We start from the raw sequence: 23,714 nt of genomic DNA, 5'->3' as shown, positions 1-23,714 counted from the left end.
CCCGTTGTTCAGGCCAACAGGACAGTTACCGGGGACGTGTCATGAAGCCCACCCCTGCCCTTTCCAGTCTGGTTGCCGGGCTCAACCTTCTGGGTGTCAGCGCCTTTGTCACCTACCTCTTCCTGATTTGACCGGATGACGATCAGGAATTCATCAGCACCTGTCTGTGTGGGCAGCAAGCCGCTTTTCTGCTTGCTCATTTACTCTGAAATTCCAATAGCTTGTCCAAAAACGCATAGCTGCCCTAACTTTTTTATAGATTGTTATCGGCGCCAGGCTCCCTATATGTCGCAGTGATCTGCAGCACAGAAAGATCATCCGGCAGCTGATAAGTCAAAAAGGGTGACGTTGCAGATCGGGCGACACGGGGTTGGCAATGACCGCTCTAGCGCCCGAAACACGACAGCCATACGTTGGACAGACAGGAAAACCTGCAGCCAGCGAACAGAGGATAGCCTGAGGATAGAATAATGAAACACAGCCAAAATACAGTTTCTGCCGGTTGGGGCACTGCCCTTAACCTGATCGCCGTAAGCGGCTTCGTTGCTTACCTTTTCATGATCTAGTACGCCGAATTTCGCCCCCATAGAAATCGGACCAGTTCGGTCGATTTAACATTGTATCTTCTGCTTTCTGCTCCAATATGGGGGTGGAATGTCTTGGAGATCACAATGAAACTGTCTTTGTCGCCCGATGCTATCGGGGGTCTTTTGCTAATCGCCGCAGCCGCGTTCGCCATTATTCTGGACAACTCAGGCTTCGCACCGCTCTATGACGCGCTTCTTAACACCAAAGGCACTATCGCCATTGGTGAATATGGCCTGTCGAAACCAATCCTGCTGTGGATCAACGAAGGCCTGATGGCCATATTCTTCCTGCTGGTTGGCCTTGAGATCAAACGCGAAGTGGTCACAGGCGAGCTATCGAGCCTCAAGAGCCTGGCACTGCCCGGCCTGGCCGCTGTGGGTGGCATGGCTGTCCCGGCCCTTCTTTTCTGGCTCGCGACAGGCGGCGACGCACAAGCCATGAGCGGTTGGGCCATCCCAACAGCAACAGACATCGCTTTTGCCATCGGCATCCTGGCCATGATGGGCAGCCGGGTGCCACCTGAACTGAAGCTCTTTCTGCTGACGCTTGCGATCCTTGATGACTTGGGCGCCGTGATCATCATCGCAGCCTTCTATACTGCCGATCTTTCAGTGACCTCCCTGACGCTTGCTGCGCTGGGCTGTGTGGCGCTGTTTGCTCTCAACCGCGCTGGCATCCGAAATACGTCCGCCTACTTGTTCATTGGCGCTCTGGTGTGGCTGGCTGTTCTCAAGTCGGGCGTGCACGCAACGCTCGCAGGCGTTGCTGTGGGCCTTGCTATCCCGGCAACCAAGGACGAGGAAGGCCATTCCCCGCTTGAGGATCTCGAGCATAACCTTCACACGCCCGTGGCATTGATGGTGCTGCCGCTGTTCGCTTTTGCCAACGCTGGCGTATCACTGGCTGGCCTCTCCGTTGAGAAGCTGCTGGCACCGGTGAGCTCAGGTATTCTCGCGGGCCTCGCAATCGGCAAACCTTTGGGCGTCATGGCTGGCGCCATGGCCGCTGTATGGCTGTTCCGCGCCAAGCTGCCAGGCAAGCTCACCATGGCGCATGTTTGGGGCGCCGGTCACCTTGCAGGGATCGGTTTTACCATGAGTCTCTTTATCGGCAGCCTGGCCTACCGATCAGTGGAGCTGCAGGCGGATGTCCGGCTTGGTGTTTTGGCTGCGAGTCTGCTGTCCGTGCTGGCGGGCTGGGCCGTGTTGTCGCGGGCAAAGCCGTCAGCCGAGTAAAATAAGAAAAACAGGGGGTGAAACCCGCTTTCACTCCCTTTTCTGAACAGATGTTAAGCTGAGCGCCGCAATGCGCCATAATGTTTCTTAAATCTGCCACTGATCGCCCATAGACGCGCCCCAAATCCCCTCCAAATTCAACTCATCGAAGCCGAGCACGAAAGAATGCCTCGGCGCTTTGAGAAACGACACGGAGGACAGTCATGAAATTCTCGAAAACGATTTTGGGTGTGGTAGCGGCGTCAACGCTGATGACAGCGGCAGCAAGTGCTGCAGACGGCGAGAAGAAATTCGACGGTGCCTATGCCGGTATTGAGGCCGGTGTGGACTGGACCAAACTGGCAGGCGACGCAAAACGTGATCGTAGCCTCTATTATGGCGGCGTGATCGGCTTCCGCAACCAGATGGACAACAATTTTGTTGTCGGCCTTGAAGGCACGTTTGGCGACACGGGCTACAATAACCACGCCACAGGCCTGAAAAGCGAATATGAATGGGGTGCATCCCTCACCCTCGGTCAGGCTTTCGGCTCTGACGGCGCGAACCTGATCTATGGTAAAGCCGGCTTTGTTCGCACTCGCTTCGACCCAACCACAGCAGAAGGCGACGCCTTCAATGACGACGGTTGGCGTTTTGGCGGCGGATATGAGCGCGCCCTGAGCGAAAGCCTGAGCTTCCGCGTGGGTGCCGACTACACTACCTACGGCAACGACAAAAGCGCCTGGACCACAAAAGCTGGCCTGATCGCCCGCTTCTAACGAGCTCCCTCGTGGGCCCTACTGTCTCTCCTCTCCAATCAGCGGGGCCCGCTCCCCTGGGAACCTGAAATTCCCAGGGCCTGACTAAACGGCTTTCCCTGGCCTTTGTTCCGAGTACCAGTGTCCTGAGTAGCAGGCAGTCTTTTCCAGAAAGGCTGCCTGTTTTCATTCAGGCAGATTGTTGCTCAGCCAACTTGTCAATCACCTGTACAAGAGCCTCCGGCCCCTGCGCGCCGGAGACGGCATATTTGCTGTCAAAGATATACATGGGCACACCGCGGATGCCCGCCTGCTGGGCGTGGGCGACCTCCGCCCTTATCAAGTCCTTGTCCTGATCAGATGCCAGCAGCTCCGCCACCAGGTCACGGTCCATCCCCGCCTGTGCCGCGATATCAGCTAGCAGCGCATGATCGCCAATGAAGGCGCAGTCCTCGAAATAAGCCTTCATCACGGCATCTGCCACTTCGGCCTGCTTTCCAGAGCTCATGGCCCAGCGGATCAGCCGGTGGGCATCGAGGCTGTTGGCAATGGTGCAGTCGCTATCGAAATCGAAACTGATGCCCAGGCTCTCACCCTGCGCCCTCAGGTGCTCGCGCATGGCACTGAGCTCAGGCCCGTCGCCGAACTTTTTCCGGTAATAGCTTTTGCGGTCCACGCCTTCAGCTGGCGTGTCGGGCGCAAGCTGGTATGGCCGGTAGCGCACACCCGAAATGCTGCCGGGGCGCATCTCCAGCGCCTTGTCCAACTGGCGTTTGCCAACAAAGCACCAAGGGCACACCACATCGATGACAAGATCAAGTTCCACAATAGCCTCCACTCTTTTTCAACCAACAACATAGCGCGGTCAGCGGTGACTACAATTGTATCTAATTGTTTACTGCCAATTCATAGCCGTAAGTGTATAGTGACAGCAGGTTTGAACGAGGTATCACGATTTCATGATCAAAGCGCTGAACATCGCGGCACAGGGACTGATGAAGTCTGAAAGCCGGGCGACCGACCTGGCTTCGGAAATCCTGAAGAAGACCAGCGAAGCCTCCTCCTTCAGCCTCGACGATGGCGCTGCACAAAGTCAGAACACAGCCGCGCTTTCGTCGCCAAAAACCAGCCCTTCCGGCGCCGGCTACTCAGATGTGCTGCAGAATATGGTGGACCTTAAGGCGGAAGAGCATGCCTTCAGGGCCAATGCCACCGTGTTCAAGCGTCTTGATGAAGCCTATGACGAAGCGCTTGGCTCCTTCTTCGACGAAGACAGCTAAGCCGCTCCCACCTTCTAACGCCCTTATCACATCCTAATGACTTGACGACAGGCCCCTTGCGCACGACATTGCAGCTATGCCCGATAGCCATGACCATATGCCGCGCACAAAAACACTGACCGACACATTCGGGCGGCAGATCAGCTATCTGCGCTTGTCGGTGACTGACCGCTGCGACCTGCGCTGCCGTTACTGCATGGCCGAAGACATGGTGTTCCTGCCCAAAGCCGATGTTCTGACACTTGAGGAACTTTACGACCTCTCCAAAGCCTTTATGGATCGGGGCGTCCGCCGCATTCGCCTGACGGGTGGCGAACCGCTGGTAAGGAAAGGCATCCTGACGCTTATCGGACGATTGGGGGAGGACGTGGCGCGCGGCACGCTGGATGAGGTCACGCTGACCACCAATGGCACGCAACTGCCGCATATGGCGGCTGATCTTTACAAGGCTGGCATCCGGCGCATCAATGTATCGCTGGACACCCTCAAGCCGGACCTGTTCGAGGAAATCTCCCGCCGCAACCGGCTTGCGCAGGTGCTGGAGGGCATTCGGGCGGCCAAGGCTGCCGGTCTTGAGGTCAAGATCAACACCGTGGCACTCAAAGGCCTGAATGACACTGAAATCCCGGACCTAATGGCATGGTGCCTTGAAGAAGGCCTCGACCTGACGCTTATTGAGACCATGCCTTTGGGCGACATTGACGACGCACGGGAAGACCGCTACCTGCCGCTGACATCGCTGTTGCCGGCCCTCGAAAATCGCTGGAAGTTGACGCCCAGCCTGCACCGGACCGGTGGCCCTGCCCGCTATTTTGAGGTTGCAGGCCACCAGAGCCGCTTGGGCCTGATCACGCCGCTCACCGGCAATTTCTGCGACGGCTGCAACCGCGTGCGGGTTACCTGCACCGGGCGCATCTATATGTGCCTGGGCCAGGATGACCATGTGGACCTGCGCGCAGCGCTCCGGTCGGACAAGCCACACGCTGCGCTTGATCTCGCGCTCGGCAAAGCCATGCTGGAAAAGCCCAAAGGCCATGATTTTGCCATGGAGGGCGACCGCATGACAGGCACTGTCGGCCGCCATATGAGCCAGACAGGCGGCTGATCCCAGCACCTAAAATCTCTGCGTAAAAATTCCCCCTCGCCCTCTGCGGATTTTTGCCTATACTCACGCCCAAGAGGGAACAAGCATATGAAGATTGCCATCATTGCCAGCGAGTTTGGTGAAGCAAGCAAAGCTGCGCAAATATTACGGAACCGTTATAAAGCAGTCAGCACAAGCGACGCAGACGTTATCGTCGCGCTTGGCGGCGACGGCTTCATGCTGCAGACCTTGCATGCCTATATGGGGAAAAACATCCCGATTTTCGGCATGAACAAGGGCACTGTCGGGTTCTTGATGAATGAATTCAATGATGACGACCTTCTGGAACGTATTACCAAGGCAGACAGTTTCACCCTGCACCCCTTGCGCATGCGCGCCACGCGCTGCGACGGCGAAGTGGTCGAGCATCTGGCCATCAATGAAGTGTCGCTCCTGCGGGAAACCCGGCAGGCCGCGAATATCCGCGTGGCAATCGACGGCAAGGTCCGCCTGCCGGAACTGGTTGGCGACGGCGTGCTTGTTGCAACTCCGGCGGGCAGTACGGCCTATAACCTGTCTGCCCATGGCCCGATCATCCCACTGGGCGCAGACCTTCTGGCCCTGACGCCACTTAGCGCCTTCCGGCCACGCCGCTGGGGCGGTGCCCTGCTGCCGCACCATGTGACAGTGGCGCTGACGATCAACCAGCCGCAAAAACGGCCCGTGTCGGCTGTGGCAGACATGCACGAAGTGCGGGATGTGCGCCACGTATTGATTGAAGAGGCGCGCGACGTATCGCTAACGCTTCTGTTCGACAGCGAACATACGCTGGCGGAACGGATCTTTACCGAACAGTTCGCCTACTAAGGCGCACGCCTCATCGCGAACTGGGCGACACGACTAAACGAAAGGGCTAGCAAGCCTTAAACGTCAACCATCAGGGGTATACCATGCTTAAGCTCGCCAAATCCTGCGTCGGACTGCTGCTCGCCGCGTCCATGACGCTGTCTGCACTTGCCGCCGACAAGAAAGAAGAAACCAGCACGCCGGTCGAGGCGCCGAAGGTCTATGAAGTTGAAAAGTCGGGCACTTTCGGCGGTGAAAGGGTCAAATACAAGGCCATCGCCGGCGAAACCCACCTGAAGAACGACAAGGGCGAGGCCACCGCGTCGATCTTTTCCGTGTCTTACCTGCGCACCGATGTGAAAAACAATGCGGAGCGCCCGGTTTTCTTCATTTTTAATGGTGGTCCTGGCTCTGCCAGCCTGTGGCTGCACCTAGGGGTCTATGGCCCGAAACGTGTGGTTCTGCCGTCTGACGCAGAGGACGATGGCGCCGCCCCATACAGGCTTGAAGACAACCCGCTGTCGATCCTCGACATGGCTGACATGGTGTTCATCGACCCGGTTGGCACTGGCTATAGCCGCGCGATTGGCAAGGGGGACGGCAAAGATTTCTGGGGCATCGATAACGACGCACAGTCGATCGCTGAATTCATCCGCCTTTGGCTTGTGAAACACAAGCGCTGGAATTCGCCGAAATACCTATCGGGCGAAAGCTATGGCACCACCCGCGCAGCCGCGCTCCTGAACGAGCTTCAGGGCGGCTGGTCGGATATTGCCATCAACGGCGTGGTGTTTATCTCCTCTATCCTGGATTTCCAGACCGCGCGCTACCAGCCAGGCAACGACACGCCGTATATTTCCTACCTGCCTACGATGGCGGCCACTGCCTGGTACCACGGCAAGGTGGACAAAGCGGGTCGCACACTTGAGGGCTTCATTGATGAAGTGCGCGCCTTCACGCTGGGCGACTATGCCAGTGCGCTTCTGCAAGGCAACCGCCTGAGCGATGAAGAGTTTGGTGCTATTGCAGCCAAAGTCGCGGCTTACACGGGCCTCAGTGAACAGTATGTGAAGAACGCCAACCTGCGCGTCAACAACATGCGCTTCATGAAGGAGCTGCTGCGCAATGAAGGTAAAACCGTTGGCCGCCTGGACAGCCGTTTTGTTGGCGAAGACTATGAAGGCACAGGCGATACGTTCGATAATGACCCATCAGGATACGGCATCGACGCGGCCTATACGGCTGGCATCTACCAGTATCTGCAAAACGACCTGGGCGTGGATATCGAGCGCCGCTATGAAGTGCTTTCCCGCACACCGGGACGCCACTGGGCCGAGCCCCGCAAGCGCGGCTACAGCGAAGGCTATCCAAATGTGGCGCCGTACGTTGGTACAGCCATGCGTGAAAACAAGGACCTGCGCACCATGGTGGCGAACGGCTATTATGACCTGGCAACGCCTTTCTTCGCGTCAGAAAACACGTTCAACGCCAACGGCATAGATACAGACCGCGTCTGGTTCACCTATTATGAGGCTGGCCACATGATGTATGTGCACCAACCATCAATCGAAGCGCTGGTGAAGGACATCCGCACCTTTATCCGCGGCGAGTAGAATAAAAATGGGGCGCGACGGTTATCCGCCTGCGCCCCATCTCCCGTCCCTTATCAGGGTTTTTATCTCTTAGATATAACCAGTATCTGCCGCATTCCCGTCAGACAGCGGCAAGGTCACCGTAAAGCGGCTGCCTTCACCCACCTTGCTTTCGAGCGTGATATCGCCATCCATCTTGCGGGCCAGCTCCCGGCTGATATGCAGCCCAAGGCCTGTACCCTCCTGGGTGCGGCTGTAAATATGCTCTGTTACCTGATGGAATTTTTCGAACACATGCTCGGCATGCTCTTCGGAAATGCCAATCCCAGTATCCCAAACAGTGATAGCAACTTGCTGCGCTGCCTCATTCGGCACTACGTCGATCCCGATCGACCCACCCTCCGGGGTGAACTTGATGGCGTTAGAGAGCAGGTTGACCAGAATTTGCGTCGTGCGGCGGTCATCCACCTTCACACACAGGCCCGAAGACACGGTAAGGGCTTCCACATCCAGGCCCTTGTTGCGGGCCGCATCGATATTCATGTGCACAGCCTTGGTCAGCAGCTGGCTCAACTCCTGTTCATCAATATTCAGCGACAGCCCACCGCTTTCGATCACGGCAACATCCAGAATATCGTTGATCAGCCCCAGCAGGTGTTGGCCCGACTTACGAATATCGGATGCGTAATCCACATAGGCGCGCTCAAGGCTGCCGAAAGTCTCACTTTCGAATGCCTCAGCGAAACCGATAATGGCATTCAAGGGCGTCCTCAGCTCGTGGCTCATGGCTGCCAGGAATTCGTTCTTGGCCCTCAGGGCGCTGGTCGCCTGTTCTGTCGCTTCATCAAGCGCCATATTCTTGCGCGTCAGCTCCTGCAGCAGGCTTTCCAGATTGCGGCGAATGCCCTCGGCTTCAGCTGCCTGCTTGTAGCGCGCCGTCACGTCCATGCCCACACCGCGATAGCCGCGGAAATCACCACTCTGGCGCTCGAACACCGGCACCGCTGACAGGTGGAACTTCAGCTCAGCACCCGAAGGTTCAGTAATGACAAAAAGCTGTTCGCGGAACGGCTTGCGCATGCGGATAGCCTGCGGGCCGTCCATGCGCTTCTCAAGATTTTCCTCAAGACGGCCGAACTGCTCGAACTTGGACCCGATAAACAGCGATGCTGGCTGGCCCACGATCGCAGTGAAGCGTTCAGACAGTGAGCGGATACGCATGTCAGCGTCACATTCAAAAAACCAGTCAGAGCTCGCGCGTGCAAAATCCTGGAAACGGGCCTGCGTCTTGTTGGCTTCCTCGATCCCGCGGACCTGCACGGTTACATCTTCGTACGTTCCCGCGACAGCAACGATATCGCCCTTTTCATTCCTGACAGGCGTATGGCGCCCCAGGAACACGCGGTCCCGCCCGCTGATGGCAACAATTTCTTCGGCTCGCACAGTGGTTTCGCTTGCCAGAACATCCTCAATCACGGGCTTAAGCGTGGGCACCTGATAGCGGCCGGCATATTTGCCCTCACCCGGTGCCAGCGTCACATCGCCCAGCGCGCGGTCAAGGTTTTGATAATGATCATTGAAGTGAATGACTGTGCCATCAAGTGCACAGACATAAAACGGCAGGCTTTCATCCACCAGGATGCGCGACACAAGCCCCAGAACCTGTTCATTCGCGGGCATCGCCGTGCTGGCCTGTCGGCTTACACTTGCCCCAAAGGCCGGCTCTGCTGCGTCCGCGCCGTCCCCACGACGCCCCGCAAGGTCGACAACATTGTTGTCAATCGGCTTTTCCAAAGTCATTGAGGTCCTCCCCGAGCATATGCCCTGCTGAGCTCCCGATCAGCTGGCACTACCCAACCTTTTCCAATTCTTCTATTGCTTCCTGGTACGCACTATCGCGCTGCCATACCTGCAACGCCCCACGGGCATTCTCTTCGCTCGTCGCGTCGAACAACGCCAAAATATCCTTCAATACTCCTGGTGACTTTACACCACCGCCCTCACGGGCCTGCACCACCAAAAGGTAGATACTGGTAAACTGGTTACGGTCCACGCCCACCGCCTTGGCGAGAATGGCAAAGCTTTCGCCGCCCTTGTCCGAGAAAATGCGCCAGGCGGTACGGAAATTGATGCCCGCGAGTTCCGCCAACCCGGCCACAAACACAGCCACGCGCTGTTGCCTGAGGGCATTTTGCAGGAACTGGATCGTCAATTCGCCATTCTCTGACATACGGCGGACAAGACGCTGCGCGCGCACATAGGCACTCTGCTCGCCGTCCTTATCCACCATCACGGTATTGGCTGCGCGGCGAACGGCCTGTTCAAACACCACAGGGTCAACCTGGTGATCTTCCAGAATGCGTTTCCTGAGTGCGGCCGAAACCCACCAATACATGCGGTAGGCCAAGTCGCCAGGTAGATCGGACCGCTGCAAAAGCGGCTCCTGAAACCGGTCTACCCGACGGGACTCAGCCACAAGATATTCCATCGCGCGGGACGAAAGCTGCGTGTCGTGGTTATTGAGAAGCGTCTCAACCACGTCTTCGCTGCCATATTCCACCAGCGCATTGCTGACGCTTTCAGACACGTCTTCGCGCATCGCAATGGCGATACGATGTTCGTCTGTCCGCATCCGTATAATTTCAATAAGATCTGGATCTTTAAGAAGCGCGCTCTTTTCCAGAAGCGGGCGCGCGATCTCTATTTCGTCGTTTGCAAGCATTTTGACGATATCCGGCAAATCAACCCCCGATGCTGCCAATGCCTGTGACAGCTCTTTCCTGATATCCGTTTCAACCTGGCTCACGAGTTTGCCAAGAATATCCGACATCAGGGCACGTTCATGCTCGCTGAGCCGGCCATCGTCGGACAAAAACAGGTCTGTGATGTTTTCCACAAGACGCGAGCGAGCATCTGAAGACTTGGTCTTCGCCAGCAACAACAAATCTTGCAGCTCTTTACTTACCACCAGGCACCTCCGCCCCCACAAAATGCTCAAAACGACGCGGGCACTTCCCATGATTTCAAGGTGCAACACACCCCTAACGGGTTAAGGATATAGATTCAGAGAGAAGAATCAATACCTTAGAAAAAGACCTCTTCCCTGCGGCCGCTCAAATCGCGCCCCAGACACCATATATCGAATCATATTGATTCGCAGAGTCAAGATATTGCGATTCGCATAGGTGATTTTTTTTCGCACATGTTGCGAAAATATCCTGCAAATACCCGGACCAGGCACAAGATATTCGAAAAAATTTGCAAATCACTTAAAGGAAGGCTGATCAGCCAAGGTTCTGGAAGGTGCCCCACTTGCCGTCCAGATAGCAGAGAGGGTCAAGGACATCGCTCGCCCCTATTTCCACAGCCTCGATATTGCCGATGACAATAGCATGGCTGCCGGCATCAAGGATGCTTTCCACCGTACAATCAAAAGAAACCAGGGCGCCATTGAGCAGAGGTGCGCCAGATTTGGCCGTGAACCAGTCGCCACCACTGAAGCGCTCGGTCTCTTCCTCACCGTCCATTCCAGCGAAACGCATGGCCAAGCCTTTGTGCGCTGTTCCCAGGACGTTGACACCAAGTGTCCGACCCTTTGAGACAATGTCATAAGTGACGCCCTGCCGGTTAATACACACCAGAAGACGCGGCGGCTCTGCTGAGAGGGACGTGACGGCAGTTGCCGTCAGGCCAGCCCAAACACCGCCATCAGCGGCTGTCACGATATTCACCGCACCGCCAAGGCGACGCATACCCTGCTTAAACTGGTCTTTTGAGATTGCCATCTTCGTCCTCACTTGTTCCGTCGCTCAATCTAGCCAGCAACGGTTCAAATGCAATGACAATCGGCCAAAGAGTTTACAGGAAACGCAGCAGCGTCAGTTGCGACAAGGAACTGATAGACTGATAAGACGCCTCAAGCGCTATCTGATCATTGTTCAGCTTGGTCACGGCTTCTGCAATATCCACGTCTTCCATGTCGGCAATGAATTTTTCAAGGAAGATAGCCGTATCTGTATGCTGCTCATCAACAACTTCCAGGCGTTCAAACGACAGACCGTTGGTCACATGAATCTGACGCAAATCATCAATCGCCGTATCAAGAGACTGCAACTGGCCCTGCAGGAAGCTGAATTGAGTTGCTGTCAGCTCGCCCTGTAGCGGGCCGCTACCGCCCTGGTCGAACTGATAAAGATCCAGCATTTCCTGAAAAATACCCTCACCCATGTCATTCGCCAGAATGCCGAACTCGATATCCACGCCATCTGCAATGCGGGCCTCAAAAGACACACTGCCGTTATCGAATGCATCACTTACTGCGCCAAGGGCGTCAAGCTCCGCGAGTGTGCCTACGTTCACAGGCTCTGACCCGGTTTTGGCGCCAGAAAACAGGTACGTGCCATCGAAGTTCGTATTCAGGGCATTGGTCACGAACTTGAAGGTCTGGTCCAGCATCTCGGAAAATCCTTCAGCCTGGCCGTTCGCCAGCGTGGTCTGAATGGTTTCCTTCAGCTTTTCCATGGCGCCCAGCATGCCTTCGATCTGCACGTCGTTGGCATCCAACTTCCCTCGAATAGTATCGATGGTTTGCTGGTAGGTCTCAATCCGTGCCTTGAAGGAGCGTGACCCCAGGATCGTGCTGGTCTCACCTGCCAGCCCTCGGAATTCGTCAGTCTTCTTGCCGCTGGAAATCTGGCGCTGACCTTCGAATACCTTTTGCTGGTTTTCCATAATAGAACGGATAAGCAGCGCTTGCTGACCGAATGATGATACCCGAACCATTTGATGCTCCTTACACTATCGACAGGAGGTCGTCATACAACCCCTGCACACTGGATAGAACACGGGCCGCTGCGCCATATGCATTCTGGTACACGACCAGATTGGCGAGCTCCTCGTCCATATTGACGCCGGAAACGGCAGAATTCCGAGCCTCAACCTCTTGCTTCAGCTCGAGATTGTCTTCTTCAAGGTCTTGCACCCGGCGGGCCTGCAAGCCTGCGTTCCCAAGGAAACGGGCCACATACTGACCGAGCGTGACATTACTACCCTTCAACTCGCCCGCGCTATCAAACGCCACAAGTGACGTCTCAAGGGACTGGAAGGCAAGCGCGCCGCGCTGGTCACCGTCTGTCAGAACCACATCGCCAACCGCGCCAGTTGCGTCAAAAACCGCCAGCGACAGAAGGTTCGGGTCCGAAACAATATCTTCATTGACCGTAACATCACGCGCCGCTTCGACACGGTGCTTGTCGCCGATACCGAACGCCCCGGTGAAGGTAACACCCGTGCTGCCAAGGTCCGTCGTGTCGTTAACAACCTTCAGGCTGAGGCCGTCATAAGAGGCTGTTTCCTGATAGGTCAGCTGGCCATCGCCCTGAAGCGTGAAGGAAAAATATGCACCCAGGCCGCCAACATTGTTCAGTTCGGCGATCATGTCATTGAATGTTGTGCCCGTCGTGCCCACAGAAATCGTAGCCAGCTGCCGCCCCAGGGCGTCCTGCACCTCAAACTCGATCGCCTCAGCTGCGCCAAGGTTGTGATCTTCCGTGCCGTCCAGCCCGGTTTCATAGATGCCGGGACGGTCCGCACTCAAGAGATCATTCATACCGAAGAAGTGCGAAAAACCGCGCCCGGCCCGGTCGCTCGGATCCGCTTCCACGTCGGCGATCACAACGCCGTTCGCGGCGTTGGATGCCGTGAAAGACATGACACCGTTTGTAAGCGCCAGCGACCCATCCGCGCCAAGGGCTGCGTTCACTGCTGCGACAGCCGCATTAAAATCCGGGTATGCGCTGAAATCGATGGTAACGGAATTCACCAGTTGATTGTTGCTGCCATCTACAACCGCAAAGGTAGTCTGGCCGGTGAAACCGGTCGGGTGCGCACCGTCAACATAGGTCTGCTTGCCTTCAAGCGTGTTTGGCGCAGGAACCGCAGAAAACTTGTTCTGAATTGCGTTGAACTGGTCCATCACCCGGGCAGATAATTCGCCCAGCGTCACGCTCAGGTCCACCAGCTGGTTGTCCCGCATTTCCATCAGGCCCTTCAATTTGCCAGACCGGATATGCGGCGTGAGATCAGCTGTGGAGGAAATCTGCTCAAGATTATCGTTCACCCGGTACACGTCGATGGTCGGGAAGGTCGTGCCGGCCTCTACGATCCCGGGCGCATCATATTCGAGCTGGAATAGCGACGTATCAAGCAGTGGATAACCATCGCTCGTCGCGATCTTGACGCCGCCGGCTGCAGTCCGCTCGATCTTAACGTCAATCATTTCTGCCAGATCACCGAGCGCCAGTGCCAACTGACCTTCAAGGCCACCGGATTCTTCACCAAGCGAATAGGCACGCACCAGAAGCGGGTTCAAAGAGTCAATACGCTGCAGCGTCGTATTGATCGCGGTTACCGTTTCCGCCATCTGGGTACTTGCCTCGCCGCGAAGCGATTGAATCTGGTTGTGATAAAGGTTGACCTGATCAGCAAAACTACCAATCTCGGAAAGCATTTGCTGGCGACGCAGGACATCCGCAGGGTTGAGCGCAAGGTCCGCCATAGCCTGATAGATCTGATCCATGCGAGCGGCCAGCGAACTGTCAGACGCCGGATCACCAAGGATACCCTGCAGCCGGTCATGAAACTCACGCTGCACTGTCACTTCCGACAGGTTGGAGGTGGAAGTCCTGAGAGCCGTTTCAAGAAACTGGTCTACGACACGCTTGATGTCCGAAATCATTACACCAGCGGATTGCCCCTGCAACGTATTGGCCTCTGTCTCGACCCGTACGCGGGAGTAGCCCTCGGTATTGACATTGGCGATGTTGTTCGACGTTGCCTGAATTGCCGCCTGGTTGGTGAACAGCCCGCTGAGCGAGGTGTTGATAATACCGTTAATCGACATTGATCATCTCCTCATTCGTTGGCTGAGGACCGGTGCCACGCCGGGCAAAATATGCCACCGACAGCGGGCCGACAGCGGCAAACTTGGCCGCACATACCTTCCCTGGCTGACAGTTAAAACCACTCACTTCGGCATATTTTCGACGTAAAAACATATAGTTAACACACCAATCCTTTGCATTTCTCAAGAGCGCCGCGCTTGTAGCGCATTGCCTTTCGCATACACAAGCAGCAAGGAGTGTGCCAATTAGAGGGAGTTGTATATAGGGAGGGTCAGTTAGCCCTGCATGAACTGAAGCGCTTCATCAGGCGGCATGGGCTTGCCATACAGCCACCCCTGCGCGTAATTGACGCCTATTTCCGCCAGGAATCGGCGCTGCTCTTCATTTTCCACGCATTCGCCAACTGTCTCAATTCCAAGACCTGCGCAAAGGTCTGCCATCGAACGCAGGAAAGAGCGATTTTCGCCGTCTTCAAGACCCTTGCGGATGTAAATTCCGTCGATCTTCACGCAGTCCACCTTCAAAACGCGAAGATACTGCAAGCCCGCAGCCCCTGCCCCGAAGTCATCAAGGCTGACCTTATGACCGAAATCGCGGATACGCCTCAAAATCCTGTTGGTCGTCTCAAGGTCGTCAATCTGGCTGGATTCTGTCAGCTCGAACATCAGGTTCTCGCGGATATCGCCGCAATCCTCAAGAATATTGAAAAAATGGCGCAGAAACCCCTGTGACTGGATCGAATGGCCGGAGATATTCACCGCAGCTGCCACATTATAGCCGATACGCCGCATCCGCTTAATCAGCGACACCACCTTCATGGTCATGGCGAGGTCAAATTCATGGATCACGCCGATATCTTCGGCGAAGCACATGAATTCAAACGGTGATCCCTTGAAAACATTCTGGTCGAAGCGGGCGAGCGCCTCAAAGTGATGCAAGCTGCCGTCATGGATATCGACAATCGGCTGAAGGGCCACATCAAAACGCTCCTGCAGAACGATCTGCTTGAAGGCCTTCAGTTGCGCTTTCACTTTTTCCAGCCGACGTTCATAGCCACCGGTCAAGGCCTGGATTGTCTTGGCATTTTCTCTTGAGGCCGCGCGCTTCATGGCATAGACCGCCGCCTTGACCGCATCGGCTTCGGATATGCCATCTTCGCCGGCCACGGTCACATAGTTGGCACTGTCGCGTCCCTGCTTGAAGGCGCCGCGCATGGCGCTGGAAACTTGTTCCCGCTCATCCGCTTTCGGGCTTTGTGGCGCACCTAAAGGCTGATGCCCCGAGCGCTTGCTTTCAGCCAGATCGCCCGCTGCCCCTTCGGCCGCCGCATCCCCCAGCAAGCGGTGCAAGGCCCACAAGCTGGCCTCTGCTTTGCCCGTGTCCGCCCGCTCGTCCAGCCCCGCCAGCTTCATCAGGGCTTCCGGCACGCTGTGATCGGTGCCTGCGGCATAGTCTGTCAACCGCTGTGCAAGCTTGCCGAAATGATGCCGCTCGAATTGCCGTGGTGAACTGCTTGGCACCCGTTTGGTATCCCCGATCGACAATTGTCCCCAATAGGGGCTGACCGAAAGCTGGATGGCCCCTGGCCCCGCCCCGCGGACGCGCACAGCATGCAGTTCAACAGCACCCGGCATGCCGTCCGTGCGTAAAACCCTGAGCGGCACCGGCCCCACATGCGCCGACTTCAGCAGCTTGTGGCGGACAAGGCGCCAAATAGCAAAATCCTTGGAATGAATATAGGCAGAGAAGGACTGCCCGATGAGGCTTTCGGAAGGACAGCCCAAAAGGCGGTCCATATTGCCGGTGGCATATTCCACCGTATCATCCGGCCCAAGCTCCAGCACAGCTGTTGCCAGCGACCGGTAAAGCCCCGCAAACCTCTGGAGATCGATCGACTGATTGTCGTCCATTTATCTCACCTAACGCGATTTTTGCGGGCGCCCCTCACCCACACACCGGCAGCTCCGAATGCACAGCTAGCATGCCAGTGCCGACAGTATGTCCGCAACAACATTAAAATTCTGTCACTACAACTTTGCGCTTTATTTGACGCGGCCAATCTGCATAATAAGAACAAAAGGAGAACATGATGGACGCACGCGACACATTCAGCATCGCCCCGGACGGATTTGCCGGCGAGACCGCCAATAGGCCAGTCCCCCAACTTGAAAAAACTCAGCCCCCTATTGCAGACGGTCGCACCCACCGCCAGGGGCTGCCACGCAGGACGCAGCGCGCCTTTGCTAGCCTGCAAGAAAGGGCGTTTGGCACCAAACGCGACCTGCCCGTACTGGGACGTGCCCAAGGGGGAAAAGACGGCAATATCATTATGGAAGACAGTGCCATCGACTGGACATTCCGGCCCGCTGACCTGCAGGGCGTGAAGGACGCGTTCGCCGTGTATGTGACAGGCGATTCGATGGTACCCAAATACAAGAATCAGGACCTGGCCTATGTACACCCAACCAAACCGCCACGCAAAGGCCGGTTCGTCCTGGTGGAAACAGCCGACCACACAGGGTTCATCAAGCAATTTGTAAAATGGGATGGCCAGGAGCTTGTGCTGAAGCAATATAATCCCGCCCGGGAGATTCGCCTTCCACGCGAACAGGTAAGCCGCCTTTTGCTTGTCATCGGCAGCCTGGATAGCTGATCAGCCGCCCAGGTGGTCAGTCGCCCAGGTGGTCAGTCGCCCTGGATGATCAGCCCATCTTACGGCAGCAGAATTGGGTACCGTTCAGGAACACAAGGCGCAGGTCTTTCTCATACAGGTTCTTGTGCAGGGCATCAATGACACCGGTGCCCCACCAGAACTGGTCTGTGTAATCGTCGCCATAAATCAGGCCGTTCGGCTTGACCTTGTCATAGAACAGGTCGAAATCCAGGCAGACGCCCTCATAGCTGTGATCGCCGTCCAGATAAACGAAATCCAGGCTGCCGTCCGGGATATGCTCAACCGCACCCTTGGAAAAATCGCGCAGGATTTCCACAGCCGGGTTGTCCGCGAAACGCTTCTGCACGCTTTTGTAGCGCTGGTCCATCTCGCGCTGGGCAACCTTTTTGCCGAACCATGATTTTGCGTATTTCTCGTCCTCGATCACCTGCCAGGGATCGATGAGATACAGTTTTTTCGGGTTGGTCCTGTTGATGATTTTGGCAGAATAATCACCCAGATGGACACCCACTTCGGCGCACACCGCATTCTTGGGCATATGCTGAAGAACCTGCTGTCGTGCATTCATGTCTTGTTCTCGCTCGTTCGATTTTTGACGGTCGATCCAGGACCCCGCCCCCATTTTTTCTCAATGGTGCGCATATCAAACCGGATGGCCGAGCATGTCAATGCAACTACCACGAAATATTGGAAGACGATAAGTGGAAGGTGGTACCCGCAGCCGGACTCGAACCGGCACGACCATACGGTCTCAAGATTTTAAGTCTTGTGTGTCTACCAATTCCACCATGCGGGCACATGAAGGTTGGACAAGCGGGTTATAGAACAGTTTTTTCGCCGATAACAATGACGAAATGCCCTTTGGCAAGATTTTGCCCGCGCTATGCAGATATGTCCGCCGCGGGGGCCTCTGAAACGCTCTGTCTGCTTCCAGCAACCGACGCCACTCAGGCCTAGCTCAGCGTGGTCGGGTGATCCATCTCGAAGCCCATCGCGTCGCACATGTTCATAACCGCGCCCATGGCACCGTCAATCGCGTCCTTGTCGGCGCTGCGGATCACGATGTTGGCGCCATATCCCTGCCCATAGAAGGGATAGCTTCCAATGCTGGTCTGCGGGTAATCATCCTGGATTTTGCCAAGGCCCTCGGCGATCTTGCTTTCCGGTGCATGGACCGTCAGCGAGCTCGTCCATACCTTGCGGCCAGTCTTCAGGTGCGGCCTGATACCTTCCAGCATCGACTGCATGATCTTGGGCACGCCCGCCATGATGAAGACATTATCGATCCGGATACCGGGGGCGATGGACACGGGGTTGTCAATCAGTTCCGCGCCTTTGGGCACGCGCGTCATGCGCTTGCGGGCGTCGGTGAAGTTTTCTTCGCCATAGTATTCGAGCATCCGGCGATAGGCTTCGGGGTGAACAACCACCGGAACCTCAAAGGCAGCCGCGACACTGTCGACGGTAATATCATCATGGGTGGGGCCGATGCCGCCAGTGGTGAACAGATAATCAAATTTTAACCGGAGCGCGTTCACGGCTGCTGCGATCTCGTTTTCGATATCGGGCACCACGCGCACTTCCGCAAGCTGGATACCGATCTCATTCAGCCACACCGCCAGATACGACAGGTTCGCATCCTTCGTGCGACCGGATAAAATCTCATCGCCAATGATGAGAAGTGCCGCACTGATATCTTTCACCGTTTCAGCCATGCATTTTTTCCTGTTAGTCCCCCAAGGGCTTGCACTTTAGTGCCCTGATCGGTTTAAGTACACTCAGATTAACAATACGATTCAAAATGTAAGAGGGATTACCATGAAAACACGTGCTGCTGTCGCCTGGGGCGCAGGAAAACCGCTCAGCGTTGAAGAGGTGGACCTTGAAGGCCCGAAGGCGGGCGAGGTTCTTGTGGAAATCAAGGCCACCGGCGTATGCCACACCGATGCCTTCACGCTTTCGGGTGACGACCCTGAAGGCGCGTTCCCTGCGATCCTGGGCCACGAAGGCGCGGGCGTGGTGCTCGAGGTCGGCGAAGGCGTGAAAAGCCTGAAGCCGGGTGACCATGTGATCCCCTTGTATACGCCAGAGTGCCGCGAGTGTGATTATTGCCTGCACCCCAAGACAAACCTGTGCCAATCCATCCGCGAAACGCAGGGCAAGGGCGTGATGCCGGACGGCACCAGCCGGTTCTCGATCGATGGCAAGCCGATCCTTCATTATATGGGCTGCTCGACCTTCTCGAACCACACGGTGCTGCCAGAAATCGCGCTGGCAAAGGTGCGCGAAGACGCGCCGTTCGACAAGATCTGCTACATCGGCTGCGGTGTCACGACCGGCGTGGGCGCGGTGGCGTTCGACGCGAAGGTTGAGCCCGGCTCGAATGTCGTGGTGTTTGGTCTTGGCGGTATCGGCCTCAACGTGATCCAAGGGGCACGCATGGTTGGCGCCAACAAGATTGTTGGTGTGGATATCAACCCCGCCCGCGAAGCCATGGGCCGCCAGTTCGGCATGACAGACTTCATCAACCCCAAGGAATGTGACGTGATGGAAGCCATCATGGACCTCACCAACGGAGGCGCGGACTATAGCTTCGAGTGCATCGGCAATGTGAACACCATGCGACAGGCGCTTGAGTGCTGCCACAAAGGCTGGGGCGAAAGCATCATCATTGGCGTTGCGGGCGCGGGCCAGGAAATCTCCACCCGTCCGTTCCAGCTGGTAACCGGGCGCGTCTGGCGCGGGTCGGCCTTCGGTGGCGCACGCGGCCGCACGGACGTACCAAAGATTGTCGACTGGTACATGGACGGCAAGATCAATATCGACGACCTGATCACCCACAAGATGCCGCTGGATGAGATCAACACTGCGTTTGACCTGATGCACGAAGGCAAATCCATCCGCTCCGTGGTGGAATTCTGATGTCATTCGAGATTATCTCAGAGACCCAATGTTTCGGCGGTACGCAGGGCTACTACCGCCACGCTGCCGAAACAACCAAGTGCGACATGCGCTTTAGCGTGTTCACGCCGCCGCAGGCCCTCGACGGGCCTGTGCCGGTGGTGTGGTACCTGTCTGGCCTCACGTGCACGGAAGACAATGCGACCGTGAAGGCCGGTTTCCAACGCGTGGCCGCGGAACTGGGGCTGATGATCGTCTGCCCGGACACCAGTCCGCGCGGCGACGACGTGCCGGACGATGAAGCCTATGACTTCGGCAAGGGCGCAGGTTTTTATGTGAATGCCACAGAGGCCCCGTGGAACACCCATTTCCATATGTATGACTATGTGACGCGTGAGCTCCCTGCCCTGATCAAGGAAGAGTTCAACGCAGACATGAACCGCCAGGGCATCACCGGCCACTCGATGGGCGGGCATGGCGCTCTGACCATCTTTTTGAAGAACCGCGAGACATTCCGGTCTGTCTCGGCCTTCGCGCCGATTGTCTCGCCCATGAACTGTCCGTGGGGCGAGAAGGCGCTGACAGGATACATCGGCGCTGACCGCGCGGCCTGGGCAGACTATGACGCCTGCGCCCTTCTGGAAAGCGGCGGTGCAACAGAAGTAAATATTCTTATCGATCAAGGCCTTGCGGACAATTTCCTGGAAGGCCAGTTGAAGCCTGAGCTATTTGAAGCCGCGTGCGAGAAGGTTGGGCAAAAGGTCACGCTCCGCCGTCACGCGGGCTATGATCATAGCTATTTCTTCATCTCAAGCTTCATTGAAGATCATCTGCGCCATCACGCTGACGCACTCAAATAGGACACACACATGCTCCGCTTTGCTCTCGCCGCCATTCTTGCGCTTACCGCCTTTGCCCTGCCCGCCCAGGCCCATCAGGACCCGGAAATCGCAGGCTTCATCCAGGTGGACGGCGGCAAGATTTGGTACCGCTTGAATGGGCGCGAGCATCTGGGCAAGCGCCCGGCGATCATCGTGATGCACGGCGGCCCTGGCGGCACACACCGGGGGAACATGCCGTATGTGGCGCTTGCGGACGAATATCCAGTGATCCTTTATGACCAGCTGGGCACGGGCAATTCAGAGCGCCCGAACAACCCTGCCAATTGGCGCGTTGAGCGGTTCGTGGCGGAGATCGATCATATCCGTGAAGCACTCGGGCTTGATGAAGTGATTATCGCGGGCCACAGCTGGGGCGGGACGCTGGCGGCTGAATATGCCGTCAGGAACCCAGACGGCCTCAAGGCTGCAATCCTTTCAAGCCCGCTGATTTCCACCCACCAATGGATCGCGGATAATCAGGAATGGATTGACCAACTACCACCCGAGACCGCAGCAACCATCCGCAAGCATGAAGCCGAGGGCACCACCAACCACCCGGATTACCGGGCTGCGGAAGAAGCCTTTTATGCCCGCCATATGTGCCGCACCGAAGGCTGCCGCAACAGCCGCTACCGTGTGGACGGCCCGGACTGGAACCCGGTGATGTATGAAATCATGTGGGGACCAACCGAATTTTTCGCGCCCGGCACGCTGAAGGATTACGACATCAGCCCACAGCTTCCCAATATTGCTGCCCCCACCCTGATGATCTGCGGTGAATATGACGAGGCCGCGCCCAAGAGCTGCCGCAAGTTCGGCGGTATGATCCCTGATGCCAAGACTGTGATTGTCCCTGGCGCCGGGCACGCCACCATGGGCGACAATGAAGAGTTTTACTTGATGGCGCTGCGGATTTTCCTGAAGGGCATTGAGGATTAGGCCTGCAGGTGCCTAGCGGCTAGCCTCATAGGTGCGCCCCACTTCGACCGACATACACAAGAGATGGGCAAGATTGCCGTCACCATCCGAAAGCGGGAACAAAGCGTTTTCGGTGACCACCGTCTCGCGTCCGAACGGCGCCAGCTCAAACAGATAGAAAACCGGTGCGCGCCTTTTCATGCACAGGCCATATATTTCGCCGCGCCAGTCCAGCTCTTCAGGCGTTTCGCTGAGAAGCGTGCCGGTATAATCCTTGCCAAGCATGTCAGCCACACTTGATCCGAGAAGGCGGATACGGTAGTCCTTACCACCATCAAGAATGTCCACAATATAGATGTATGGCAGATAGCGTGCCATCAGCGAGGGGTGCAGATCAGACTTTAGTGGAAACTCCCGGTCCCCCTTCTTCTCCCGCCACAAATTGAAAACCGCTTTTGGTCCGGCAGCTTCCGGAAGAGCCAGCTCTTTCGAGGGCTTGTTTGGCATACCAAAGGGGAAGTCTGAAATATCGTCCCGGCTGGCCAAGTGCGGGCACTCCTTGTTGTGTAGGCAGTCTGGCTTGTCACAAAGCTGGCATGATTGCTTTGGCCTTGCAATAGCTTTGCGCGGTACATGCGTCCCTCAAATCAGCCCACAAAAACGAAAAGGGCCGCACCCAACCGGTGCAGCCCTTTTCGTCGTTTTGTTTTAAGCAGGGTTAGGCGTCGCCAAACACCCGCTTGAAGATCGTGTCTACATGCTTGGTGTGGTAATCCATGTTGAACATCTCATCGAGCTCAGCTTCGGATACCTTCGCCGTCACGGTCTTGTCAGCCTTCAGAAGGTCCAGAAGCTGCAGCGTGCCGCGGCTATCCCACACCTTCATGGCGTTTTCCTGCACGAGGCGGTAAGCGTCCTCGCGGCTCACGCCGGCTTGCGTCAGCGCAAGCAGTACGCGCTGGCTGTTCGGCAGGCCGCCCATCTTATTCATGTTATCGAGCATGTTCTCTGGGTACACCAGCAGCTGGTCCATCACGTTCGTCAGGCGCGCGAGGGAGAAATCGAGCGCCACAGTCGCGTCTGGGCCGATATAGCGCTCAACGGAGGAGTGGGAGATATCCCGCTCGTGCCACAGCGCCACGTTTTCCATGGCCGGGATTGCCATCGCGCGAATGTAACGCGCCTGGCCGGTGAGGTTTTCGGTCAGGATCGGGTTTTTCTTGTGCGGCATCGCGCTTGAACCCTTCTGACCCTTGGAGAAATATTCCTGAGCTTCCAGAACTTCGGTGCGCTGCAGGTGGCGCACTTCCACCGCCAGACGCTCGATACAGCTGGCGACAACACCCAGCACGGCAAAATACATGGCGTGGCGGTCACGCGGGATCACCTGCGTGGACACAGGCTCGACCTCAAGGCCCATTTTTTCTGCCACATATTCTTCAACGAACGGGTCGATGTTGGCGAATGTGCCCACCGCACCGGAGATCGCACAGGTCGCGACTTCCTTGCGCGCCATTTTCATACGCTCAAGGCAGCGGTCAAACTCAGCGTAGGCTTGCGCCATCTTGAGGCCGAAGGTAACAGGCTCTGCATGGATGCCGTGGCTGCGGCCGATGCACACGGTGTATTTGTGCTCTTCCGCGCGACGCTTCAGCACCACCAAGAGCTTCTCAAGGTCGTCGATGATGATGTCTGCGGCCTGCACCAGTTGAACGCTGAGGCAGGTATCCAGAACGTCAGAGGACGTCATGCCCTGGTGCACGAAACGCGCTTCGTCACCCACGTGTTCCGCGAGGTTCGTCAGGAAGGCGATCACATCGTGCTTCACTTCGCGCTCGATCTCGTCGATGCGCTCAACTTCGAACTTACCGCGCTCCCACACAGCTTTGGCAGCGGCTTCAGGGATACGGCCAAGCTTGGCGTTGGCGTCACAGGCGTGGGCTTCAATCTCGAACCAGATACGGAACCGGTTTTCCGCTTCCCAAATGTCGGTCATTTGCTTGCGGGAATAACGAGGGATCATGGGGCGCGCTCCTCAGGGGGAAATGGTCAAAAACAAAATCTGCCGGTCACCTA

At 56.6% G+C, this 23,714-nt stretch carries 22 protein-coding genes and 1 tRNA gene; 10 read left to right on the top strand and 13 right to left on the bottom strand.

Annotated elements, in window-relative coordinates; translation table 11 throughout:
- Positions 1–8 precede the first annotated feature (8 nt).
- Positions 9–200, bottom strand: a complete 192-nt coding sequence (locus tag KORM41_RS10790; RefSeq protein ID WP_068147472.1) for a hypothetical protein — start codon at positions 198–200, stop codon at positions 9–11.
- A gap of 471 nt (positions 201–671) precedes the next feature.
- On the opposite strand from KORM41_RS10790, the gene nhaA reads away from it, so the two are divergent.
- Together nhaA and KORM41_RS10780 are read left to right on the top strand one after the other, a co-directional pair.
- Positions 672–1,823 carry a Na+/H+ antiporter NhaA gene (gene nhaA, locus KORM41_RS10785; protein WP_068147468.1) on the top strand — a complete coding sequence of 384 codons (1,152 nt, stop codon included), beginning with the start codon at positions 672–674 and terminating at the stop codon, positions 1,821–1,823.
- 203 nt (positions 1,824–2,026) lie between these two features.
- Entirely contained in the window at positions 2,027–2,581 is a 555-nt protein-coding gene (locus tag KORM41_RS10780; RefSeq protein WP_068147465.1) for an outer membrane protein, read from the top strand.
- Between the two features lie 169 nt (positions 2,582–2,750).
- Here the strand turns inward: KORM41_RS10780 and KORM41_RS10775 are convergent, their stop codons facing one another.
- Positions 2,751–3,386: a DsbA family oxidoreductase gene (locus KORM41_RS10775; RefSeq protein WP_068147462.1), complete on the bottom strand. Its 636-nt coding sequence runs from the start codon at positions 3,384–3,386 to the stop codon at positions 2,751–2,753.
- A 133-nt stretch (positions 3,387–3,519) separates the two neighbouring features.
- On the opposite strand from KORM41_RS10775, the gene KORM41_RS10770 reads away from it, so the two are divergent.
- The 4 genes from KORM41_RS10770 to KORM41_RS10755 all read left to right on the top strand — a co-directional run bounded on the left by KORM41_RS10770 (position 3,520) and on the right by KORM41_RS10755 (position 7,383).
- Positions 3,520–3,840: a hypothetical protein gene (locus tag KORM41_RS10770; RefSeq protein ID WP_068147459.1), complete on the top strand. Its 321-nt coding sequence runs from the start codon at positions 3,520–3,522 to the stop codon at positions 3,838–3,840.
- Positions 3,841–3,916: 76 nt separating this feature from the next.
- On the top strand, positions 3,917–4,945 hold the full coding sequence (moaA, locus tag KORM41_RS10765) for a GTP 3',8-cyclase MoaA (RefSeq protein ID WP_156431947.1): 1,029 nt from the start codon (positions 3,917–3,919) through the stop codon (positions 4,943–4,945).
- Positions 4,946–5,032: 87 nt separating this feature from the next.
- Positions 5,033–5,791 carry an NAD kinase gene (locus KORM41_RS10760; protein ID WP_068147456.1) on the top strand — a complete coding sequence of 253 codons (759 nt, stop codon included), beginning with the start codon at positions 5,033–5,035 and terminating at the stop codon, positions 5,789–5,791.
- An 83-nt stretch (positions 5,792–5,874) separates the two neighbouring features.
- Complete coding sequence (locus KORM41_RS10755) at positions 5,875–7,383, top strand: S10 family peptidase (RefSeq protein ID WP_068147452.1); 1,509 nt, start codon at positions 5,875–5,877, stop codon at positions 7,381–7,383.
- A gap of 69 nt (positions 7,384–7,452) precedes the next feature.
- Here KORM41_RS10755 and KORM41_RS10750 read toward each other — a convergent pair whose 3' ends face one another.
- From KORM41_RS10750 to KORM41_RS10725, 6 genes are all read right to left on the bottom strand, one after another.
- Positions 7,453–9,162, bottom strand: a complete 1,710-nt coding sequence (locus KORM41_RS10750; RefSeq protein ID WP_068147449.1) for a sensor histidine kinase — start codon at positions 9,160–9,162, stop codon at positions 7,453–7,455.
- Positions 9,163–9,211: 49 nt separating this feature from the next.
- Positions 9,212–10,330 (bottom strand): DUF2336 domain-containing protein, encoded by a 1,119-nt coding sequence (locus KORM41_RS10745; protein WP_068147445.1) that lies wholly within the window; start codon positions 10,328–10,330, stop codon positions 9,212–9,214.
- A gap of 316 nt (positions 10,331–10,646) precedes the next feature.
- Complete coding sequence (locus KORM41_RS10740) at positions 10,647–11,147, bottom strand: flavin reductase family protein (protein ID WP_068147443.1); 501 nt, start codon at positions 11,145–11,147, stop codon at positions 10,647–10,649.
- A 73-nt stretch (positions 11,148–11,220) separates the two neighbouring features.
- Positions 11,221–12,144 (bottom strand): flagellin, encoded by a 924-nt coding sequence (locus tag KORM41_RS10735; protein WP_068147440.1) that lies wholly within the window; start codon positions 12,142–12,144, stop codon positions 11,221–11,223.
- 10 nt (positions 12,145–12,154) lie between these two features.
- A complete protein-coding gene (gene flgK / locus KORM41_RS10730) occupies positions 12,155–14,263 on the bottom strand; it encodes a flagellar hook-associated protein FlgK (protein WP_068147436.1) in 2,109 nt (702 codons plus the stop codon).
- Positions 14,264–14,539: 276 nt separating this feature from the next.
- Entirely contained in the window at positions 14,540–16,174 is a 1,635-nt protein-coding gene (locus KORM41_RS10725) for a sensor domain-containing phosphodiesterase (protein ID WP_068147433.1), read from the bottom strand.
- Between the two features lie 176 nt (positions 16,175–16,350).
- On the opposite strand from KORM41_RS10725, the gene KORM41_RS10720 reads away from it, so the two are divergent.
- Entirely contained in the window at positions 16,351–16,917 is a 567-nt protein-coding gene (locus KORM41_RS10720) for a S24 family peptidase (protein WP_082719859.1), read from the top strand.
- Positions 16,918–16,966: 49 nt separating this feature from the next.
- Here KORM41_RS10720 and KORM41_RS10715 read toward each other — a convergent pair whose 3' ends face one another.
- The 3 genes from KORM41_RS10715 to KORM41_RS10705 all read right to left on the bottom strand — a co-directional run bounded on the left by KORM41_RS10715 (position 16,967) and on the right by KORM41_RS10705 (position 18,653).
- On the bottom strand, positions 16,967–17,506 hold the full coding sequence (locus KORM41_RS10715; RefSeq protein WP_068147427.1) for a class I SAM-dependent methyltransferase: 540 nt from the start codon (positions 17,504–17,506) through the stop codon (positions 16,967–16,969).
- 141 nt (positions 17,507–17,647) lie between these two features.
- Positions 17,648–17,734: transfer RNA gene (locus KORM41_RS10710), tRNA-Leu, on the bottom strand.
- Positions 17,735–17,891: 157 nt separating this feature from the next.
- A complete protein-coding gene (locus KORM41_RS10705) occupies positions 17,892–18,653 on the bottom strand; it encodes a competence/damage-inducible protein A (protein WP_068147423.1) in 762 nt (253 codons plus the stop codon).
- A gap of 103 nt (positions 18,654–18,756) precedes the next feature.
- Here KORM41_RS10705 and KORM41_RS10700 point away from each other — a divergent pair, with 103 nt between their 5' ends.
- The 3 genes from KORM41_RS10700 to KORM41_RS10690 are packed head-to-tail and all read left to right on the top strand — an operon-like array spanning position 18,757 to position 21,659.
- A complete protein-coding gene (locus KORM41_RS10700; RefSeq protein ID WP_068147420.1) occupies positions 18,757–19,860 on the top strand; it encodes an S-(hydroxymethyl)glutathione dehydrogenase/class III alcohol dehydrogenase in 1,104 nt (367 codons plus the stop codon).
- A complete protein-coding gene (gene fghA / locus KORM41_RS10695) occupies positions 19,860–20,699 on the top strand; it encodes an S-formylglutathione hydrolase (protein ID WP_068147415.1) in 840 nt (279 codons plus the stop codon). The genes KORM41_RS10700 and fghA overlap by 1 nt, the downstream gene beginning before the upstream one ends.
- 9 nt (positions 20,700–20,708) lie before the next feature.
- Positions 20,709–21,659, top strand: coding sequence for a proline iminopeptidase-family hydrolase (locus KORM41_RS10690; protein WP_068147410.1), 951 nt, complete (start codon positions 20,709–20,711; stop codon positions 21,657–21,659).
- Positions 21,660–21,671: 12 nt separating this feature from the next.
- Here KORM41_RS10690 and KORM41_RS10685 read toward each other — a convergent pair whose 3' ends face one another.
- Together KORM41_RS10685 and purB are read right to left on the bottom strand one after the other, a co-directional pair.
- Positions 21,672–22,184, bottom strand: a complete 513-nt coding sequence (locus KORM41_RS10685; RefSeq protein WP_068147408.1) for a PAS domain-containing protein — start codon at positions 22,182–22,184, stop codon at positions 21,672–21,674.
- Positions 22,185–22,356: 172 nt separating this feature from the next.
- Positions 22,357–23,661, bottom strand: coding sequence for an adenylosuccinate lyase (purB, locus tag KORM41_RS10680; RefSeq protein WP_068147405.1), 1,305 nt, complete (start codon positions 23,659–23,661; stop codon positions 22,357–22,359).
- Positions 23,662–23,714: the final 53 nt, after the last annotated feature.

Source organism: Kordiimonas lipolytica (genome assembly GCF_001550065.1).
Note: the sequence above shows the minus strand (reverse complement) of the source record. Positions and strands in the feature narration are given on the sequence as shown.

Excerpts from the sequence above, each read along its gene's own strand:
- KORM41_RS10790 (WP_068147472.1), bottom strand. The coding sequence starts at position 200 with ATGAGCAAGCAGAAAAGCGGCTTGCTGCCCACACAGACAGGTGCTGAT.
- nhaA (WP_068147468.1), top strand. The coding sequence starts at position 672 with ATGAAACTGTCTTTGTCGCCCGATGCTATCGGGGGTCTTTTGCTAATC.
- KORM41_RS10780 (WP_068147465.1), top strand. The coding sequence starts at position 2,027 with ATGAAATTCTCGAAAACGATTTTGGGTGTGGTAGCGGCGTCAACGCTG.
- KORM41_RS10770 (WP_068147459.1), top strand. The coding sequence starts at position 3,520 with ATGATCAAAGCGCTGAACATCGCGGCACAGGGACTGATGAAGTCTGAA.
- moaA (WP_156431947.1), top strand. The coding sequence starts at position 3,917 with ATGCCCGATAGCCATGACCATATGCCGCGCACAAAAACACTGACCGAC.
- KORM41_RS10760 (WP_068147456.1), top strand. The coding sequence starts at position 5,033 with ATGAAGATTGCCATCATTGCCAGCGAGTTTGGTGAAGCAAGCAAAGCT.
- KORM41_RS10755 (WP_068147452.1), top strand. The coding sequence starts at position 5,875 with ATGCTTAAGCTCGCCAAATCCTGCGTCGGACTGCTGCTCGCCGCGTCC.
- KORM41_RS10750 (WP_068147449.1), bottom strand. The coding sequence starts at position 9,162 with ATGACTTTGGAAAAGCCGATTGACAACAATGTTGTCGACCTTGCGGGG.
- KORM41_RS10740 (WP_068147443.1), bottom strand. The coding sequence starts at position 11,147 with ATGGCAATCTCAAAAGACCAGTTTAAGCAGGGTATGCGTCGCCTTGGC.
- KORM41_RS10735 (WP_068147440.1), bottom strand. The coding sequence starts at position 12,144 with ATGGTTCGGGTATCATCATTCGGTCAGCAAGCGCTGCTTATCCGTTCT.
- flgK (WP_068147436.1), bottom strand. The coding sequence starts at position 14,263 with ATGTCGATTAACGGTATTATCAACACCTCGCTCAGCGGGCTGTTCACC.
- KORM41_RS10725 (WP_068147433.1), bottom strand. The coding sequence starts at position 16,174 with ATGGACGACAATCAGTCGATCGATCTCCAGAGGTTTGCGGGGCTTTAC.
- KORM41_RS10720 (WP_082719859.1), top strand. The coding sequence starts at position 16,351 with ATGATGGACGCACGCGACACATTCAGCATCGCCCCGGACGGATTTGCC.
- KORM41_RS10715 (WP_068147427.1), bottom strand. The coding sequence starts at position 17,506 with ATGAATGCACGACAGCAGGTTCTTCAGCATATGCCCAAGAATGCGGTG.
- KORM41_RS10705 (WP_068147423.1), bottom strand. The coding sequence starts at position 18,653 with ATGGCTGAAACGGTGAAAGATATCAGTGCGGCACTTCTCATCATTGGC.
- KORM41_RS10700 (WP_068147420.1), top strand. The coding sequence starts at position 18,757 with ATGAAAACACGTGCTGCTGTCGCCTGGGGCGCAGGAAAACCGCTCAGC.
- fghA (WP_068147415.1), top strand. The coding sequence starts at position 19,860 with ATGTCATTCGAGATTATCTCAGAGACCCAATGTTTCGGCGGTACGCAG.
- KORM41_RS10690 (WP_068147410.1), top strand. The coding sequence starts at position 20,709 with ATGCTCCGCTTTGCTCTCGCCGCCATTCTTGCGCTTACCGCCTTTGCC.
- purB (WP_068147405.1), bottom strand. The coding sequence starts at position 23,661 with ATGATCCCTCGTTATTCCCGCAAGCAAATGACCGACATTTGGGAAGCG.